Consider the following 15,899-nt stretch of genomic DNA (forward strand, 5'->3'; position numbering starts at 1 on the left):
CCTAGAGCTCCGCGATTCGTGAACTTCCAGGCGCTACGGGCGCGCGACAGCGCCTGGAGGTTCACGAATCGCGGGGTTCTAGGCCGGGTAGATCGTGACCTCGCTGGCCTTCACGACGAAGAACACCGGCTTGCCCGGCTCGAGGTCGAGCTCGGCGACGACCGGCAGGGTCACGTCGGCGCTCAGCTCGTCGGTACGCACGCGGACCTGCGCGCCACGTGGCTCGAGCTCGCGAATCGTCGACGCGAACACGTTGCGGGGGCTGCCGGCGGGCGGCTCGACGTACACACCGACCGCGCTCGGGTTGAACACCGCGACGGCGTCGGTGCCGTCGGGCAGCGGCTCGTCGGAGAGGCCGGACACCGAGGACCCCGATGACGTACGTACGGCACCACCGACGGCACGACCTCGCATCAGGTTGAGCCCGGCGATGCCGGCACCGAACGTGCTCCGCGGGCGCTCGAGCACCTCCTTGGTCGGGCCTTCCTCGACGATCCGGCCGCCCTCCATGACAACGACCCGGTCGGCGAGCAGCAACGCATCGAGCACGTCGTGGGTCACGATGATCGCGCTGCGCCCCGCCAGCACGCTTTTGAGCACCTGGCGCATCGCCGGGACCACCGTGATGTCGAGCGCCGCCATGGGCTCGTCGAGCAGCAGGAGCCGCGGGTCTGCGGCGAGGGCCCGCGCCACGGCGATGCGCTGCGCCTGCCCTCCCGAGAGCTCTGACGGCTTGCGATCGGCCAGCTCGGTGGCGTCGACCTCCGCCAGCCAGGTCATCGCCGTGGCACGGGACTGCGCTCTCGTACGACCGGCGCTGCGCGGCCCGAACGCGACGTTGTCGGCGACGTCGAGGTGGGGGAACAGCAACGGGTCCTGGGCCAGCAGGGCGGTGCCCCGGGCGTACGCCGGCTGCCAGGTGCCGGCAGCGATGTCGAACAGGACGTCGTCGCCGAGGGTAGCCCGGCCCGCGTCAGGTCGTACGACCCCGGCGATCGCCGCGAGCACCGTCGACTTGCCGGCGCCGTTGGGCCCGAGGATCGCGACGATCTCGCCGGCAGCGACCTCGAGCGACACGTCGACCTCGCGATCGGTCATCGTCGCGTCGATGCTGAGGCTCACAGCGCCGTGCTCCGCGTCCCGCGTACGAGCCCGATGACCAGGACTGCGACGACCACGAGCACCAGCGACAGGGCGACTGCGGCGTCGGGATCGGTCTCACGCTGCAGGTAGATCTCCAGCGGCAACGTGCGGGTCACCCCCTCCAGGCTGCCGGCGAACGTGATCGTGGCGCCGAACTCGCCGAGCGCCCGGGCGAACGACAGGACCGCGCCTGCGGCGAGCCCGGGCAGGACGAGGGGGAGCGTCACGCGGCGCAGCACTGTCGTCGGCCGCGCGCCGAGCGTCGCGGCGACGACCTCGTAGCGTTCGCCGGCCGTCCGCAGGGTGCCCTCGAGGCTGACCACCATGAACGGCAGCGCAACGAACGTCTGGGCGATCACGACCGCGGTCGTCGAGAACGCGATCTGCAGGCCGAGCACGTCGATCGTCTCGCCGAGCAGGCCCTTGCGGCCGAACGTGTAGAGCAGCGCGATGCCGCCGACGACCGGTGGCAGCACGAGCGGCAGCAGCACCACGGACCGCAGCAGCGACTGCCCACGGAAGGACGTGCGGGCGAGCACCAGCGCCATCGGCACGCCCAGCAGGACGCACAGCAGCGTGCTCACGGCGGCCGTACGCAGGCTCAGCCACAGCGCCGCGCGCGACGAGTCGGACGTGATCAGCGACCAGAAGCTGCCCCACTCGATGCGCGTGGCCAGCGCGACGAGCGGCAGGACCACGAACGCCGCACCGAGCGCAGCAGGCACCAGCACCCACCGGGGCACGCCGGACTGCTGGACCAGGCTCATGTCACGGTTTCTGGAAGCCGAAGGTCGACAGGACGGACTGGCCCTGGGGCCCCGTGACGTAGTCGGTGAAGTAGGCCGCGAGGGTCTCGTCGTCGGCGCCTCGCAGCGAGGCGATCGGGTACGTGTTGACGACCCCGGCGGACTCGGGGAACGGCACGCCGTGCACCTTGGCGCCGGCACTCAGCACGTCGGTGACGTAGACCAGCCCGGCGTCGGCCTCGCCGGAGGTGACCTTGCCGAGCACGTCCGTCACCGACTGCTCCTCGCTGACCGGCTTGATCGTGATCCCGGCGGCCTGCTCGACGCGCTTGGCGGCGGCGCCGCACGGCACCTCGGGCGCACACACGACGACCTTGGCGCCACCGACTGCGAGCTCGTCGAGCGACGTGATGTGTGCCGGGTTGCCGGGTGGGGTGACGATCTCGAGCGTGTTGGTCGCGAAGTCCTGCGGGGTGCCGCCGACGACTCCCGCCTTGACCGCCTTGTCCATGTTGGCGGTGTCGGCGGAGGCGAACACGTCGGCCGGGGCGCCCTGCTGGATCTGCGCGACGAGGTCGGAGGAGCCGGCAAACGTGAACGTCACCGTGACGCCCTCGTTGGCGTCCTCGAACCGCTTGCCGATCTCGGTGAACGCGCCTTTCAGGGACGCCGCGGCGAACACGTGCAGCGTCCTGGAGGGCACCTGACCATCGCTGTCGCTGACGACGCCGCGGGAGCAGCCGGCGAGCGCGGTGAGCAGCACGAGCGCCGCGGCGAGCCGCCTCATGACGCTCCGTCCAGGGACTCGATGATGACGTTCGTCGACTTGATGACCGCCACCGCGACGGACCCAGGCTCGAGGCCGAGCTCGTCGACGGCCTCGCTGCTCATCAGGGACACGACGCGGAACGGTCCGCACTGCAGCTCGACCTGCGCCATCACGGTGTCGGCCTTGACCGCGGTGACCAGGCCGACGAGACGGTTGCGCGCAGAGCTCGCGGCACCTGCATCGCCGGACGACGCCGCCTGCGACTTGGCGAACTGCGCCAGCTCGCGCCCTTCGATCGCCATCCGGCCGCCGGCGTCGGTCACGGACGGCAGGCTGCCGGCACTGACCCATCGGCGTACGGTGTCGTCGCTGACGCCGAGGAATCGCGCGGCGTCGGAGATCCGTATGTGCGCCATGAGCAGAACTCTAGGGCATGATCTGCGGTTGCATGGATCGAACTGAGCCGCAGACGCGGTCAGCGCGAGACGGCGCGCTCGGCGGTGCGGACGATCGCATCGACGTACGTGTCGTAGAGCTGCACCGGCAGGTCGTGCGCCAGGCCGGCGATCTCGATGTGCTCGGCGCCCGGGACGGCGTTGGCGACGGCCTTGCCGCCGGAGCGGTGCACCAGCGGGTCGTTGAGCCCGTGGATCACGGTGACCGGGAGGTCGAGCTTCGCCAGGTCCTTGGTCCGGTCGGGCTGGGCCAGCACGGCGAGCATGTGCCGGGTGACGCCGCTCGCGGTCCAGCCCCGGTCGTACGTCTCGTAGGCCCTGGCGCGCGAGAGCTCCTCGTCGCTGGGGAAGGCGGGGGAGCCGAGGATCGCCGAGGTGCGCAGCGACCTCGCGACGTACGAGTCGCGGGTCGAGCCGGCCGAGGCGAGCAGCGTCGGCATGATCTTGGGATGCTGCCAGCCCACGCGGCGGTTGCCGGTCGTCGACATGATCGACGTCATCGACATGGCCCGCTCGGGCCGCGCGATCGCCATGGTCTGCACGATCATGCCGCCCATCGACACCCCGACCAGGTGCACGCGCTCGACGCCGAGGTGGTCGAGCAGGCCGAACGCGTCCTCGGCCATGTCGCCGATGCCGTAAGGCGGCTTGCCGAAGCCGGCGAAGGCCCGGACCACGTCGAGCTTGCCGACCTTGTGCTGGCGCAGCTTGGTCGAGCGCCCGGTGTCGCGGTTGTCGTAGCGGATCACGAAGAAGCCGCGCCCGGAGAGGCGCTCGCAGAAGTCGTCTGACCACCAGCCCATCGGGCCACCGAGGCCCATGACCAGCAGGATCGCGGGGTGCTCGGGATCGCCGAACGTCTCGTAGCAGATGTCGATGCCGGACGGCAGCGACGCGAACTCTTCCCCGGACCGGGTCATGGACTCAGGACTCGTAGTCGATCGTCGAGTACGCCTTGAGCTTGGCGAGCTGGTGCTCGCTCGTGATCTTGCGGATCGTGCCGCTGCGCGAGCGCATGACGATCGACTCGGTGTAGGCCTTGCCGGCGCCGTAGCGCACGCCCGCCATGAGCTCGCCGTCCGTGATGCCGGTCGCGACGAAGAAGCAGTCGTCGGCCCGGACGAGGTCGTTGGTGTAGAGCACGCGGTCGAGGTCGTGGCCGGCGTCGATCGCGCGCTGGCGCTCGTCGTCGTCGATGGGCCAGAGCTTGCCCTGGATCGTGCCGCCGATCGCCTTGATGGCGCACGCCGTGATGATGCCCTCGGGGGTGCCGCCGATGCCGACCAGCAGGTCGACGCCGGTGTCAGGACGCGCCGCGGTGATGCCGCCGGCGACGTCGCCGTCGATGATGAACTTGATGCGGGCGCCCGCGGCCCGGATCTGGTCGACCAGGTCCTGGTGGCGGGGCCGGTCGAGCACGCACACCGTGACGTCGTTGACCGAGATGCCCTTGGCCTTGGCGACCAGCGCGATGTTCTCGGCGACCGGCAGCCGGATGTCGACGACGTCGGCGGCCTCGGGCCCGGCGATGAGCTTCTCCATGTAGAACACGGCCGACGGGTCGTACATCGATCCGCGCGGGGCCACGGCCATGACGGACACGGCGTTGGGCAGGCTCTTGGCGGTCAACGTCGTGCCGTCGATCGGGTCGACCGCGACGTCGCAGTCGGGGCCGGTGCCGTCGCCGACGTGCTCGCCGTTGAACAGCATCGGCGCTTCGTCCTTCTCGCCCTCGCCGATCACGACGACGCCGTTCATCTGCACGGTGTTGATGAGGGTGCGCATCGCGTTGACCGCGACACCGTCCGCACCGTTCTTGTCGCCACGGCCGACCCAGCGGCCGGCGGCCATCGCTCCGGCCTCCGTCACCCGGACGAGGTCGAGGGCGAGGTTGCGGTCGGGCGCCTGAGCGGCTGGCTGAAGGCTGTTCACGCGGTCATCGTACCCGCCGGTAGCCGTCCGTGACCGGACGAGTTGCTCGCAGCACCGCCCCGTAAAGTTGCACCAATGAGCAGCCCAGGATCGAGCCGCGGCAATCCGTCGATGGGTGACATCGTCCGGTCCGTCGTCGTGATCGGGCTGATCATCATCGGGCTGTACGCCTTCGGCAAGCTGTTCACGGACAAGCCCGAGACCCCGACCCGAGCCGTCGACTACGCCAAGCTCACCGACCAGGCCCGCCCGGTCGCCGGCTTCGAGCTGCTGGCCCCGTCGAGCCTGCCGAAGGGCTGGCACGCCAACGCGGCCCAGCTCAACATCGACTGGTGGCACCTCGGCATCGTGCGGGGCGACCAGGACTACATCGGCCTCGACCAGGTCAAGGACGTCAGCGTCAACCGGGCGCTCGAGCGCTTCGCCGACGGCACCCGCGCCGACGGCAAGACCGAGATCGACGGCCAGACCTGGTCGGTGCACAAGGGCCCGAACGACCGCACGACGTACGTCCTCAGCAAGGGCGAGGTGACGACGGTCGTCGTGGGCACCCCGACGCGCTCCGTGATCGAGGACTACATCGCGTCGCTGACGACGTCCTAGAACGGTGCCGGCTCGTCGTCGGCGGGCGAGCTTTGCGCCGCCGCGAGCTCCTGGTTCTCGTAGACCTGGCGGTCGGGACACCACTGTCGTACGGGGCACCAGGCGCAGTGCGGGCCCGGGCGCGTGTGCCACTCCGCGTCGACGTGCCAGTCGCGGGCTGCTGCGGCGACGTCGGCGTTGACCGCCTCGGCGAGCTCAGGCTCGTCGAGGTCCCAGGCGTAGACCTCGCTGGTCTCCGGCGTCAGCATCTCGACCTCGACCGTCGCGGTGCTGCAGCCGTGAGCCTCCGCGACGCCTGCCCCCATCATCGCGAGCAGGAACGGCACCTGCAGGTTGTCGGCATAGACGTCGTCAGCGCCACCGGCCGGCAGCGTCGCGGTCGTCTTGACCTCGCGGGCCACGAGCCGCTCGCCGACGCGGAACACCAGGTCGGGCTTGGTGACGGTGATGACCTCCGCGTCGTGGTCGAACCCGTGGATCGCGCTCTCGCTCGCCACGTAGTCGACGCCGTCGGTCGCGAGGGGGCAGCTCGACACGTGGTGCCGGAGGTACGGGTGGGCGATCGCGTAGTCGTCGGCGTCCATGACGGTCGCGGCGAGACCGATGTGGCCACCGGGCTCGGGCAGGTCGTCGATGCTGCAGCCGACGCCCCGCGCGTGAGCGGTCTCGAGCCAGGTGTGGACCAGGAGGCCGCGGGTCTGGGCGCCGGAGTACTCGGCGTCGCGCGGCACCCTGGCGTCGGCGAGGAACCACTGTGCGGGGCACCGCTGGTAGCGGTCGAGGTCTGACGGCGAGACCGACCGCGAGGCGTACCCCTTGCTCGGCTGGCCCAGCACCTCCGGCACCGGGATGAGCGCGTCGCAGGCGCCGGCGATCTTGCAGCTCGCGCACTCGCTGCCGGGGACCGCGGTGCCGAGGTCGCCGAGGCTGCCGGCGACGTGCTTGGCCTCGGCGGCGAACTCGGCGTCAGCGTCCTCGGGCGTGCCGTCGAACAGCACGGCGATGCTGCCGTCGGCGGCGCCGATCTCCACGACCCTGATGCGCACCGGGGTGTCGCGCGAGGGGTAGCCGGCCGCGACCTGTGCCGCGGTGTGGGTCCACAGCAGGTCGTCGTGCGTCGGCTCGACGTGTGCCGTGCCGAGCCGGTAGCGCCGGACCTCGCGTACGCCGTCCTCCGTGCGATAGAGCGGCCCCCACACGGTCAACGTACGTTCGACAGTCCCGATCGTCGGGTCGGACTGGAACAGCTGCAGCGGCCCGATCTCGTCCTCGATGTCCCAGTGCGCCTCGAGGATGTTGGTCACCGCCGCTGTGGCGTACGGGCGCAGCAGCCGGTGGACGCGTCGGCGTTCGAGCTCCTGCGCGATCCAGCCGGCGAGGTGCTGCGGGTCATGGGCCCACTCCGACGAGTGGGCAGCGCGTACGAGGTCGGTCACGATGCCGAGGACGAACGTCTTCTCGGAGCCGAAGGAGCGGCGCCAGCGCCGGGACTTCACGTCGGGCCGGATCTTGACCGCCAGGTGACGCGGGCACGACCCGGCCGAGGCGATGTCGGTCGCGGAGACCTTGAGGATCGAGGGATCCCCGAACAGGTCGAGGGCGTCGATCGTCATGTGTGACCCCCTCTGAGCGTGGAGTCACGATGATAGGCCGCGCGGCTAGTCGTCGGTGTCATCCTCGGCGTCGAGTCCGGCGGCCGCGGCCAACCGGCTGCGGGCGCCGTCGAGCCATTGCTGGCAGATGCCGGCGAGCACCTCGCCGCGCTCCCACAACGCGATCGACTCGTCGAGGCTCGTGCCGCCGACCTCGAGCTTCTGCACGACCGAGATGAGCTCGTCGCGCGCCTGCTCGTAGGGGATCTCGGGGGTCTGCGGGGTCTCAGCCATGAGGCATCTCTTCCTTGGTCAGGGTGCGTACGCCCAGCGTGCCGTCGGAGACGCGCACCGTGAGCTCGTCGTCGGGGGCGACCTGGTCGATCGAGGTGACGACCGTGCCGTCGGGGAGCTGGGCGACCGCGTAGCCGCGTTCGAGGGTCGCGAGGGGGGACAGCGCGCGTACGCGGGCCAGGTGATGGCCGACCTCGTCGTGGGCCCGGTCGAGCCGGTGACCCAGCGACCGACGGGCGCGGTCGCGGGTCTCGAGCACCAGGCTCTGCTCGGCATCGACGAGCGTCGTGGGGTTGGCCAGGACCGGCCGCGACCGGATCGCCGCGAGGCCCTGGACCTCGCGGCCGAGGATCGCCCGGATCGCGTGCGACGAGCGCCGGCGCATCGCCGCGAGGCCGGCGAGCTCCTCGCGCACGTCGGGGACGATCCGCTTGGCGGCGTCGGTGGGCGTCGAGGCGCGCAGGTCGGCGACCAGGTCGAGGATCGGGCTGTCCGGCTCGTGGCCGATCGCACTGACGACCGGCGTGCTGCAGGCGTGGACGGCGCGGATCAGTGCCTCGTCGGAGAACGGCAGCAGGTCCTCGACCGATCCGCCGCCCCGGGCGATGACGATGACGTCGATCGAGGCGTCGGAGTCGAGGTTCTTGAGGCAGCCCATGACGTCGAGCGCCGACCCGTTGCCCTGCATCAGCGCGTGGCGGACCAGGAAGCGTACGTCGGGCCAGCGGAGCCGCGCGTTCTCGAGCACGTCGCGCTCGGCGGCGGAGTTCTTGCCGGTGATCAGGCCGATGCCGCGGGGAAGGAGCGGCAACGTCTTCTTGAACCGCGGGTCGAACAGCCCCTCGGCGGCGAGCAGCTGCTTGCGGCGCTCGAGCTGGGCCAGCAGCTGGCCCTCGCCCTGGGGCCGGATCTCGCGCAGCTCGAGGGCGAGCTGGCCGCGCGGGAGGTAGAACGACGGCTTGGCGTGCGCGATGACGCGGGAGCCCTCGGTGATCGGCGTGGGGGAGGCGTCGAGGATGCTGGCGTGGCACGTCGCGTCGATCGAGATCTTGGCGACGAGGTCGCGCAGCGTGAGGAAGCAGACGCCCTGCCGGCGGGTCAGCTGGGCGATCTCGGCCTCGACCCAGACCGCGCCGAGCCGGCCGATGTAGCCGTCGATCAGCTGGGAGATCTGGCGCAGCGGCGCGGGCGTGTCCGCGGTCGTCTCCAGAGCCATACGCACACCCTAGGGTCTTCGACCGACACCGTTAGACTCGTCCACATGTCTTCCACGATCGAGCTCGGCATGCCCCCCGTCGGAGGCAGCGTCCTGCTGGCCGACCCGCGCGGCTACTGCGCCGGCGTCGACCGCGCCGTGATCACGGTGGAGAAGGCGCTCGACCTCTACGGCGCACCGGTCTACGTGCGCAAGGAGATCGTGCACAACAAGCACGTCGTCAACAACCTGCGTGAGCGCGGCGCGATCTTCGTCGAGGAGCTCGACGAGGTCCCCGAGGGCGCGACCGTGGTGTTCTCGGCGCACGGCGTCTCGCCGATGGTGCACGAGGAGGCCGCCGAGCGCAGCCTCAAGACGATCGACGCGACCTGCCCGCTGGTGACCAAGGTGCACCACGAGGCCCGACGCTTCGCCAACGAGGGCTACCGCATCCTGCTGATCGGGCACGAGGGGCACGAAGAGGTCGAGGGCACCGCCGGTGAGGCACCCGACCACATCACGCTGGTGCAGACCCCCGACGACGTCGACGACCTCGAGTTCCCCGAGGGTACGCGCCTGTCCTGGCTGTCGCAGACGACCTTGAGCGTCGACGAGACGATGGAGACCGTGCGACGGCTGCGCGAGAAGTTCCCGCAGCTGGAGGACCCGCCGAGCGACGACATCTGCTACGCCACCCAGAACCGCCAGGTCGCGGTCAAGGAGATCGCCAAGAACGCCGATCTGGTGATCGTCGTGGGCTCGGCCAACTCCTCCAACTCCGTGCGCCTCGTCGAGGTCGCGCTCGAGGCCGGCGCCAAGGCGTCCTACCGCATCGACGACATCTCCGAGATCGACGAGCGCTGGCTCGACGGCGTCCAGAACGTCGGCGTCACGTCAGGTGCTTCGGTGCCGGACGACCTGGTGCAGGAGGTGCTGGGCTACCTCGCCGAGCGCGGCCACCCGGGCGCCCAGGCCGTACGCACCGCCGACGAGTCGCTGATCTTCGCCCTCCCCCCGGAGCTGCGCCGCGACATGAAGCTCGCCGCCCAGAGCTGACCCACCGGTCCTTGAGCTTGTCGAAAGGACGTGACGTGGGTTTCGACAAGCTCAACCACCCTGTGCTTCGTCAGCGTCGACTCGGGTGCACCACCAGGGCTGAGCCGCCGCCTCGGCGTACGGACTCCGACGCGGCGATGAGCTTGCCGCGGCGGCCGACCTCGATCGTGGCCGCCGCGCCGATCTCCGCCGCCGACGTGAACTGGTCACCCGACGGCGTCAGCACCTGACCGTACGGCGCCAGCAGGTCCTGGTACGCCGCGATGAACTCCGGCTCCGCAGGGGTCGCGGCGGCGTTGCGCTGCGAGGCGCGGGGTGCCGCCACGGCTTCAGGCAGCGTCATGCCGAGGTCGATGCGGTTGAGCAGGATCTGCAGCACCGTCGTGATGATCGTCGCGCCACCCGGCGACCCGACGACGTACTTGACCTTGCCGTTCTTGAGCACGATCGTCGGCGACATCGACGAGCGCGGCCGCTTGCCGGGCTCGATGCGGTTGGGGTCCTTGGGGTCGTAGACCGCGCTGAAGTCGGTCAGCTCGTTGTTGAGCAGGAACCCGCGGCCGGGCACCGTCATCGCCGAGCCGCCGGTCTGCTCGATCGTGAGCGTGTACGCCGCGGCGTTGCCCCACTTGTCGACGACCGAGAGGTGCGTCGTCGAGACGTTCTCCGTATCGGCCTTCTCCTCGTGCTTCGCGGTCGCGCACCCGCCGCCGTCGAGGGCCCCGGCGGCGACCGGACGGGTCGACGCGTGGTCGGGGTCGATCGTGCACGCCCGCGAGTCGGCGAACCTCTGGCTCAGCAGGGTCTTGGTCGGCACGTCGACGTACGCGGGATCGCCCACGTACGCGCCGCGGTCCGCGAACGCCCGCGCCGACGCCTCGAGGTAGAGGTGCAGGCTCCTGGCGAGCTTCGCGCCGCTGCCGAGGTCGTAGTTCTCGAGGATGTTGAGCGCCTCGCCGACCGACGTGCCGCCGGATGACGACGGTGCCATGCCGTAGACGTCGAGCCCGCGATAGGACACCTTCGTCGGGTCCTGCTTCCTGACCCGGTACGCCGCGAGGTCCGCGGTCGTCATCGAGCCGGCCGGGGCCGGCAGCGTCGAGGCGGGATCCTTGCGCGGGTGCTGCACGACGTCCGCGATCTCGGCGGCGAGGGGACCGCGATAGAACGCCGCCGGTCCTCGCTTGGCGATCGTGCTGAGCGTCGCGGCGAGCTCGGGGTTGCGGAACCGGGTGCCGACCTGGGGTGCATCGCCGCCGGGCAGGAACAGCTTGGCGGTGTCGGGGAACGCCGCGAAGCGCGCCTTGTTGTCGAGCGTTTGGTTGCGGAACGTCGTGTCGACGACGAATCCCTTGCGCGCCAGGTCGATCGACGGGGCGAGCGTACGGGCGAGCGATCGCGTGCCGAACCGCTTGAGCGCGGAGTCCCAGGTCGCCAGGGTGCCTGGTACGCCGACCGCGACGCCGGAGGAGACGAGCTGTGGGGTGAAGGGGTACGGCTTGCCGGTCGCCGGGTCGATGAACGCGTCGTGCGTGATGCCGGCCGGCGCCGTCTCGCGACCGTCGATCGTGCTGACCTTGTGGGTGCGGGCGTCGTAGTAGACGAAGTAGCCACCACCGCCGATGCCGGCGCTGTAGGGCTCGGCGACGCCGAGGGCCGAGGCCGTGGCGACCGCGGCATCGGCGGCGTTGCCACCCTTGCGGAGCACCTCCAGGCCGATGCGGCTCGCATTGGCGTCGACGGACGACACCGCCCCGCCGTACCCGTACGCCGTGGCCCCGCTCGCCGTGGCGGAGGACGGCGGGCTCGCTGAGACGGCGAGCAGGGTGCCAGCGGCGAGCGCTGCGGCAAGGCCCGCTGCGATGCGGCGACGTGGACGGGCATGTGCGACAAGCTCAAGCATGGCTTCCCCCCGGAAGACAGTCAGTGATGTCCCACCAACGTAAGCCTCAAGGCGAGCGATCGCGACTTACCCCGACGCAACGCAAGATGACGCCCGAGCGAGAGCCGAGCACGACGCAACGCGAGATGACGCCCGAGCGAAGCGAGGGGCAGGGTGGTCTGCGAGCTTGCGAGCAGACGCTCGCGAAGCGAGCACGGGCGCGGAGCCGCCGCTACCCCCACCAGAACGCCACAGCGATGATGGCGTACAACGCGATCAGCGAGGCGCCCTCCAGCCAGTTGGACTCGCCGTCGATCGTGATGACCGTCGCCAGCACCACCGACAGCAGCAGGCAGGCCACGAGCAGTGGGCTGAACACCAACGTCAGCGTGGAGAGCCCGAAGACGACGCTGATCAGCACCAACGCCGGCGCCAGCACCAGGGCGATCTGGATCGGGCTGTTGAGGATCACCGCGAACGCGTACTCGGACTGGCCCTTGGCGGCGAGCTGCACGCCGACGATGTTCTCGATCGCGTTGCCGGCGATCGCGACGACGACCAGCCCCGCGAACACCTGAGACACGTCGAGCGCGTCCATCGCCGGCTCGAGGGCGTCGACGAACCAGTCGGAGACGAACGCGGCCAGGGCGCTGGCGAGGGCGAGCAGGCCGATCGCGAGGCCGACGCTCCAGCGCGGCGCCTCGGCGTGGGGGTCCGCCGCCGCAGACCCGCGCTTCAGCGATGCCGGGAGGGACAGCGCGAACAGCACCAGCAGCACGACGGCGACGATGATCGAGAACGCCTTCTCGTGCGCGACCGCCGGCGTGTGGAGGCCGTGCGCGAGCGAGGGGATCGCCATCGCCGACACCGACAGCAGCATGAGGACCGCGATCGTACGAGCGCGCTCCGAGTCGAGTCGCTGCGTGCCGTGCCGGAGGCCACCCACGACGAACGCGAGCCCCAGGACGAACAGCAGGTTGGCCAGCACGGAGCCGACCAGCGCCGCCTTGACCACGTCGACCAGGCCGGCGCGCAGCGCGAAGATGCAGATGAACAGCTCCGGCAGGTTGCCGAGCGCCGACTGCAGGACGCCGGTCGCACCGGGTCCGAACCGGTCGCCGAGCTGCTCGACGCTGCGGCCGACCAGCGTGGCGAGCAGGGTGACCGCGACGGCGGAGACCACGAACGCGACGACCGCGGTCCAGTCGGCGTAGTGCGCGATCCCGGCGAGCACGACGGCGAGGCCGCCTCCGCCCAGGATGACGAGGTCCGAGCGGACGAACGTTGGCGTGGATGTCTGGCTGCTCATGGCTAGATCGTGGCAGACGCGTGCGGGAGGTGCTGGACTCCACTGAGAGAATGGACCCGTGCACACCGCCCTGACGCTCGTGACCCTGCTGGCCATCGTCGTCACCGTCAGCGCCGCGGCCGGGCGCTTCAAGATCTCGGCGCCCTTGGTGCTGATCGTCGTGGGGATCATCGGGTCCTACCTCGACTTCGTGCCGAACTTCAAGCTCACCCCCGAGATCGTGCTGGTGGGCCTGCTGCCGCCCCTGCTGTACGCGGCGGCGATCCGCACGTCGCTGATCGACTTCCAGACGTACCGGCGGCCGATCGCGCTGCTGAGCGTCGGGCTCGTGCTGTTCACGACCGTAGGCGTGGGACTCGTCGTCTGGGCCATGCTCGACGTCAAGCTCGCAGTCGGCTTCGCGCTCGGTGCCGTCGTCGCACCGCCGGACGCCGTCGCCGCCACGGCGATCGCGCGCAGAGTCGGCCTGCCGCGCCGGGTCGTGACGATCCTCGAGGGCGAGAGCCTGGTCAACGACGCCACCGCGATCGTCACGCTGCGCACCTCGATCGCCGCGATCTCCGGCACCGTGAGCGTGTGGCAGGTCGGCGGCGGGTTCCTCGTCTCGGCGATCGGCGGTGTCGCCATCGGCCTCGCCGTCGCGTTCGTCATCGGCCACATCCGCAAGCTGATCCAGGACGACGTGACCGACGTGGCGGTGTCGCTGCTGACGCCGTGGATCGCCTACCTGCCGGCTGAGGAGATCCACATCCACGGCCTCGACTCGCAGCCGTCAGGCGTGCTCGCGGTCGTCGTCGCCGGCGTCGTGCTGGGCCACAAGTCGCCGCGCATCCAGTCGGCCTCGTCGCGGCTGTTCGAGCGCACCAACTGGACCACCATCTCGTACGTCCTGGAGAACGCCGTCTTCCTCTTGATCGGCCTGCAGATCCGGTCGATCGTCGACGACCTGAGCAAGAGCGACCTCACGGCCACCCGCATCACCTGGTCGTGCATCGCGGTGCTCGCGACCGTGATCGTGCTGCGCATCGTCTGGGTGTTCCCGGCGACCTACATCCCGCGGATGATCCCCAGGATCGCCGAGGCCGAGGCGCGACCCACCCCTCAGGCGGCGTTCCTCGTCGCCTGGACCGGCATGCGCGGCGTGGTGACGCTGGCGGCGGTGTTCCTGCTGCCCGAGGACACGCCAGAGCGCGAGGTCCTGGTGCTCATGGCGTTCGTCGTCACGGTCGGCACGCTCCTGATCCAGGGGCTGACGATCCCGATGTTCGTGCGCTGGCTCAAGGTGCCCGGCCCGGACATCCAGGAGGACCACCTCCAGGAGGCCACCGTGCTGCAGTCGGTGACCGACGCCGGCATGGCCTACCTCGACGAGGAGGTCGACGACTCGGTGTCCGACGCCGTGATGCACCGGCTGCGCGAGCGGGCCATCGATCGTACGAACGCGGTGTGGGAGCGGCTCGGTGGCGCGGAGACCCCCAGCGCGCAGTACTCCCGCATCCGCGGCGAGATGATCAAGCGCGAGCGCGACGAGCTGCTCCGCATCCGCAAGCTCGGCACGGTCGACCAGGCCGTGCTGGCCCAGGTCATGAACGCCCTCGACGTCGAGGAGTCGATCCTCGACGTGGCCTATGAGGACGAGACGACGGCCAACCGCGAGGAGGACCTGCGCCCCTCGGACCCCGACGCGGCCTGCGAGCACCTGGCCGCCGCGTCCACGGTGCCCAATCCGGTGACGCCGACGGGCTGCGAGGAGTGCCTCGCCGAGGGCGGCGACTGGGTGCACCTGCGGCTCTGCATGGACTGCGGTCACGTCGGTTGCTGCGACTCGTCGGTCGGCAAGCACGCGACCCAGCACGCCAACGAGGCCGAGCACCCGGTGATCCGCAGCTTCGAGCCCGGCGAGGCCTGGCGCTGGTGCTACATCGACCAGGCCAACGGCTGAGCAGCTACGAGGTTCGGCGGTCTCCGAGGATCCGCAGCGCGATGACGCCGAGCGCCAGACCATGGCCGATCACCAGCGTCAGGCCGTGGTCGATCACCGCGGCGATGAACCGGCCGATCAGGCCGACGTCCTTGGCCAGACCGTCCACGTGGATCGCCGAGGAGTCGAACATGCACACCAGCAACAGGCTGCCGATCAGCAACGCCGGAGGCAGCACGCCGGCGGGGAACAACGAACGTACGTCGACGGCCAGCGGCACCGTGACGGCGATCAGGACGAAGCCGACCGAGAACAGCAGACCGAGGTGCCCATCCATCAGGTCGAGGCCGATGATGCCGGCCATCGCCAGGCAGGCGAGGACGATCGCCTGGCGTGCGCCGAGATCGCGTTGCGCCATGGCTGAGGGTGTGCGGGACACCGCCTGCGACATGCTTCGACGGTAGTTCACCGACACGTCGGGACACCGGCATTGCGGCGGGGTGTCGGGCCTGTACGGTGTAGCCCGGCGCAGATGCGACAGGCTGACAACTCGGGGGCAAGGATGAAGAAGACGATCGCGGCGATGGCTGCCGCAGGTGCATTGGTTCTCTCGATGGCGGGCTGCGACGGCTCGCACGACAAGGTGTCGGCCTCGCCGGAGAAGTTGGTGGCGACGACGGAGACGACCGGCGGGACCACGACGTGGCGCAACGTGAAGGTCCTGTCGAAGTCGGACGACTCGGCTTCGCGTACGTTCGCCTTCAAGGGCGAGCGCGGACGGACCAGCGTCGCCTACAAGCTGGCTGACGGCGCCGCGGTGACGATCCTGGTGATCGGGCCCGACGACAAGGTCGTCGACAGCCTCGAGAACACCCAAGGCGGCGACGGCAGCTTCTCCCTCGACATCCCGGCGGCGGGCGACTACTCGCTCAAGGTCAGCAACCCCAAGCAGGTGCGCTACACGATCAGCGTCTCCCAGCGCATCGACGGCTGAACCCGTGT

16 protein-coding genes are annotated in these 15,899 nt (G+C 70.3%); 4 read left to right on the plus strand and 12 right to left on the minus strand.

Annotated features, from left to right (window positions below; all coding sequences use genetic code 11):
* Positions 1–78: 78 nt before the first annotated feature.
* Genes ASE12_RS17495 through glpX form a run of 6 tightly spaced genes read right to left on the minus strand, consistent with a single transcriptional unit; the run spans position 79 to position 5,045 of the window.
* The gene (locus tag ASE12_RS17495) at positions 79–1,122 is read right to left on the minus strand and encodes a sulfate/molybdate ABC transporter ATP-binding protein (RefSeq protein ID WP_056403563.1); all 1,044 of its coding nucleotides are present in this window, start codon (positions 1,120–1,122) and stop codon (positions 79–81) included.
* A complete protein-coding gene (locus ASE12_RS17500; RefSeq protein WP_056403567.1) occupies positions 1,119–1,910 on the minus strand; it encodes an ABC transporter permease in 792 nt (263 codons plus the stop codon). The genes ASE12_RS17495 and ASE12_RS17500 overlap by 4 nt, the downstream gene beginning before the upstream one ends.
* Before the next feature lies 1 nt (position 1,911).
* Positions 1,912–2,676: a molybdate ABC transporter substrate-binding protein gene (gene modA / locus ASE12_RS17505; RefSeq protein WP_056403570.1), complete on the minus strand. Its 765-nt coding sequence runs from the start codon at positions 2,674–2,676 to the stop codon at positions 1,912–1,914.
* Positions 2,673–3,074, minus strand: coding sequence for a molybdopterin-binding protein (locus tag ASE12_RS17510; protein ID WP_056403573.1), 402 nt, complete (start codon positions 3,072–3,074; stop codon positions 2,673–2,675). The genes modA and ASE12_RS17510 overlap by 4 nt, the downstream gene beginning before the upstream one ends.
* Before the next feature lie 59 nt (positions 3,075–3,133).
* Positions 3,134–4,033 (minus strand): alpha/beta fold hydrolase, encoded by a 900-nt coding sequence (locus ASE12_RS17515; protein ID WP_056403576.1) that lies wholly within the window; start codon positions 4,031–4,033, stop codon positions 3,134–3,136.
* A gap of 4 nt (positions 4,034–4,037) precedes the next feature.
* Entirely contained in the window at positions 4,038–5,045 is a 1,008-nt protein-coding gene (glpX, locus tag ASE12_RS17520; protein ID WP_056403579.1) for a class II fructose-bisphosphatase, read from the minus strand.
* Positions 5,046–5,120: 75 nt separating this feature from the next.
* Here glpX and ASE12_RS17525 point away from each other — a divergent pair, with 75 nt between their 5' ends.
* Positions 5,121–5,648, plus strand: a complete 528-nt coding sequence (locus ASE12_RS17525; protein WP_082582367.1) for a DUF4245 family protein — start codon at positions 5,121–5,123, stop codon at positions 5,646–5,648.
* On the opposite strand, the gene ASE12_RS17530 is transcribed toward ASE12_RS17525, so the two are convergent.
* From ASE12_RS17530 to xseA, 3 genes are read right to left on the minus strand one after another with little or no spacing between them, the layout of a single operon-like run.
* Positions 5,645–7,261, minus strand: a complete 1,617-nt coding sequence (locus tag ASE12_RS17530) for a PD-(D/E)XK nuclease family protein (RefSeq protein ID WP_056403583.1) — start codon at positions 7,259–7,261, stop codon at positions 5,645–5,647. The genes ASE12_RS17525 and ASE12_RS17530 overlap by 4 nt on opposite strands.
* Positions 7,262–7,306: 45 nt before the next feature.
* Positions 7,307–7,534: an exodeoxyribonuclease VII small subunit gene (locus tag ASE12_RS17535; protein ID WP_056403586.1), complete on the minus strand. Its 228-nt coding sequence runs from the start codon at positions 7,532–7,534 to the stop codon at positions 7,307–7,309.
* Positions 7,527–8,750: an exodeoxyribonuclease VII large subunit gene (xseA, locus tag ASE12_RS17540; RefSeq protein ID WP_056403588.1), complete on the minus strand. Its 1,224-nt coding sequence runs from the start codon at positions 8,748–8,750 to the stop codon at positions 7,527–7,529. Before xseA ends, ASE12_RS17535 begins: the two co-directional genes overlap by 8 nt.
* Before the next feature lie 45 nt (positions 8,751–8,795).
* Here xseA and ASE12_RS17545 point away from each other — a divergent pair, with 45 nt between their 5' ends.
* Positions 8,796–9,785 carry a 4-hydroxy-3-methylbut-2-enyl diphosphate reductase gene (locus ASE12_RS17545; RefSeq protein ID WP_056403591.1) on the plus strand — a complete coding sequence of 330 codons (990 nt, stop codon included), beginning with the start codon at positions 8,796–8,798 and terminating at the stop codon, positions 9,783–9,785.
* Between the two features lie 70 nt (positions 9,786–9,855).
* On the opposite strand, the gene ggt is transcribed toward ASE12_RS17545, so the two are convergent.
* Both ggt and cax read right to left on the minus strand, forming a co-directional pair.
* Positions 9,856–11,688 (minus strand): gamma-glutamyltransferase, encoded by a 1,833-nt coding sequence (gene ggt / locus ASE12_RS17550; RefSeq protein WP_056403594.1) that lies wholly within the window; start codon positions 11,686–11,688, stop codon positions 9,856–9,858.
* A gap of 211 nt (positions 11,689–11,899) precedes the next feature.
* Positions 11,900–12,976 carry a calcium/proton exchanger gene (gene cax, locus ASE12_RS17555; protein WP_056403597.1) on the minus strand — a complete coding sequence of 359 codons (1,077 nt, stop codon included), beginning with the start codon at positions 12,974–12,976 and terminating at the stop codon, positions 11,900–11,902.
* A gap of 58 nt (positions 12,977–13,034) precedes the next feature.
* Here cax and ASE12_RS17560 point away from each other — a divergent pair, with 58 nt between their 5' ends.
* The gene (locus tag ASE12_RS17560; protein WP_056403599.1) at positions 13,035–14,918 is read left to right on the plus strand and encodes a Na+/H+ antiporter; all 1,884 of its coding nucleotides are present in this window, start codon (positions 13,035–13,037) and stop codon (positions 14,916–14,918) included.
* A gap of 4 nt (positions 14,919–14,922) precedes the next feature.
* On the opposite strand, the gene ASE12_RS17565 is transcribed toward ASE12_RS17560, so the two are convergent.
* Positions 14,923–15,348 (minus strand): DUF6542 domain-containing protein, encoded by a 426-nt coding sequence (locus ASE12_RS17565; protein ID WP_157413042.1) that lies wholly within the window; start codon positions 15,346–15,348, stop codon positions 14,923–14,925.
* A 111-nt stretch (positions 15,349–15,459) separates the two neighbouring features.
* On the opposite strand from ASE12_RS17565, the gene ASE12_RS17570 reads away from it, so the two are divergent.
* Entirely contained in the window at positions 15,460–15,891 is a 432-nt protein-coding gene (locus ASE12_RS17570; protein WP_056403605.1) for a hypothetical protein, read from the plus strand.
* The last annotated feature ends 8 nt before the right edge of the window (positions 15,892–15,899 follow it).

Source organism: Aeromicrobium sp. Root236, assembly GCF_001428805.1.
In the GTDB taxonomy this organism is placed as follows: Bacteria; Actinomycetota; Actinomycetes; order Propionibacteriales; family Nocardioidaceae; genus Aeromicrobium.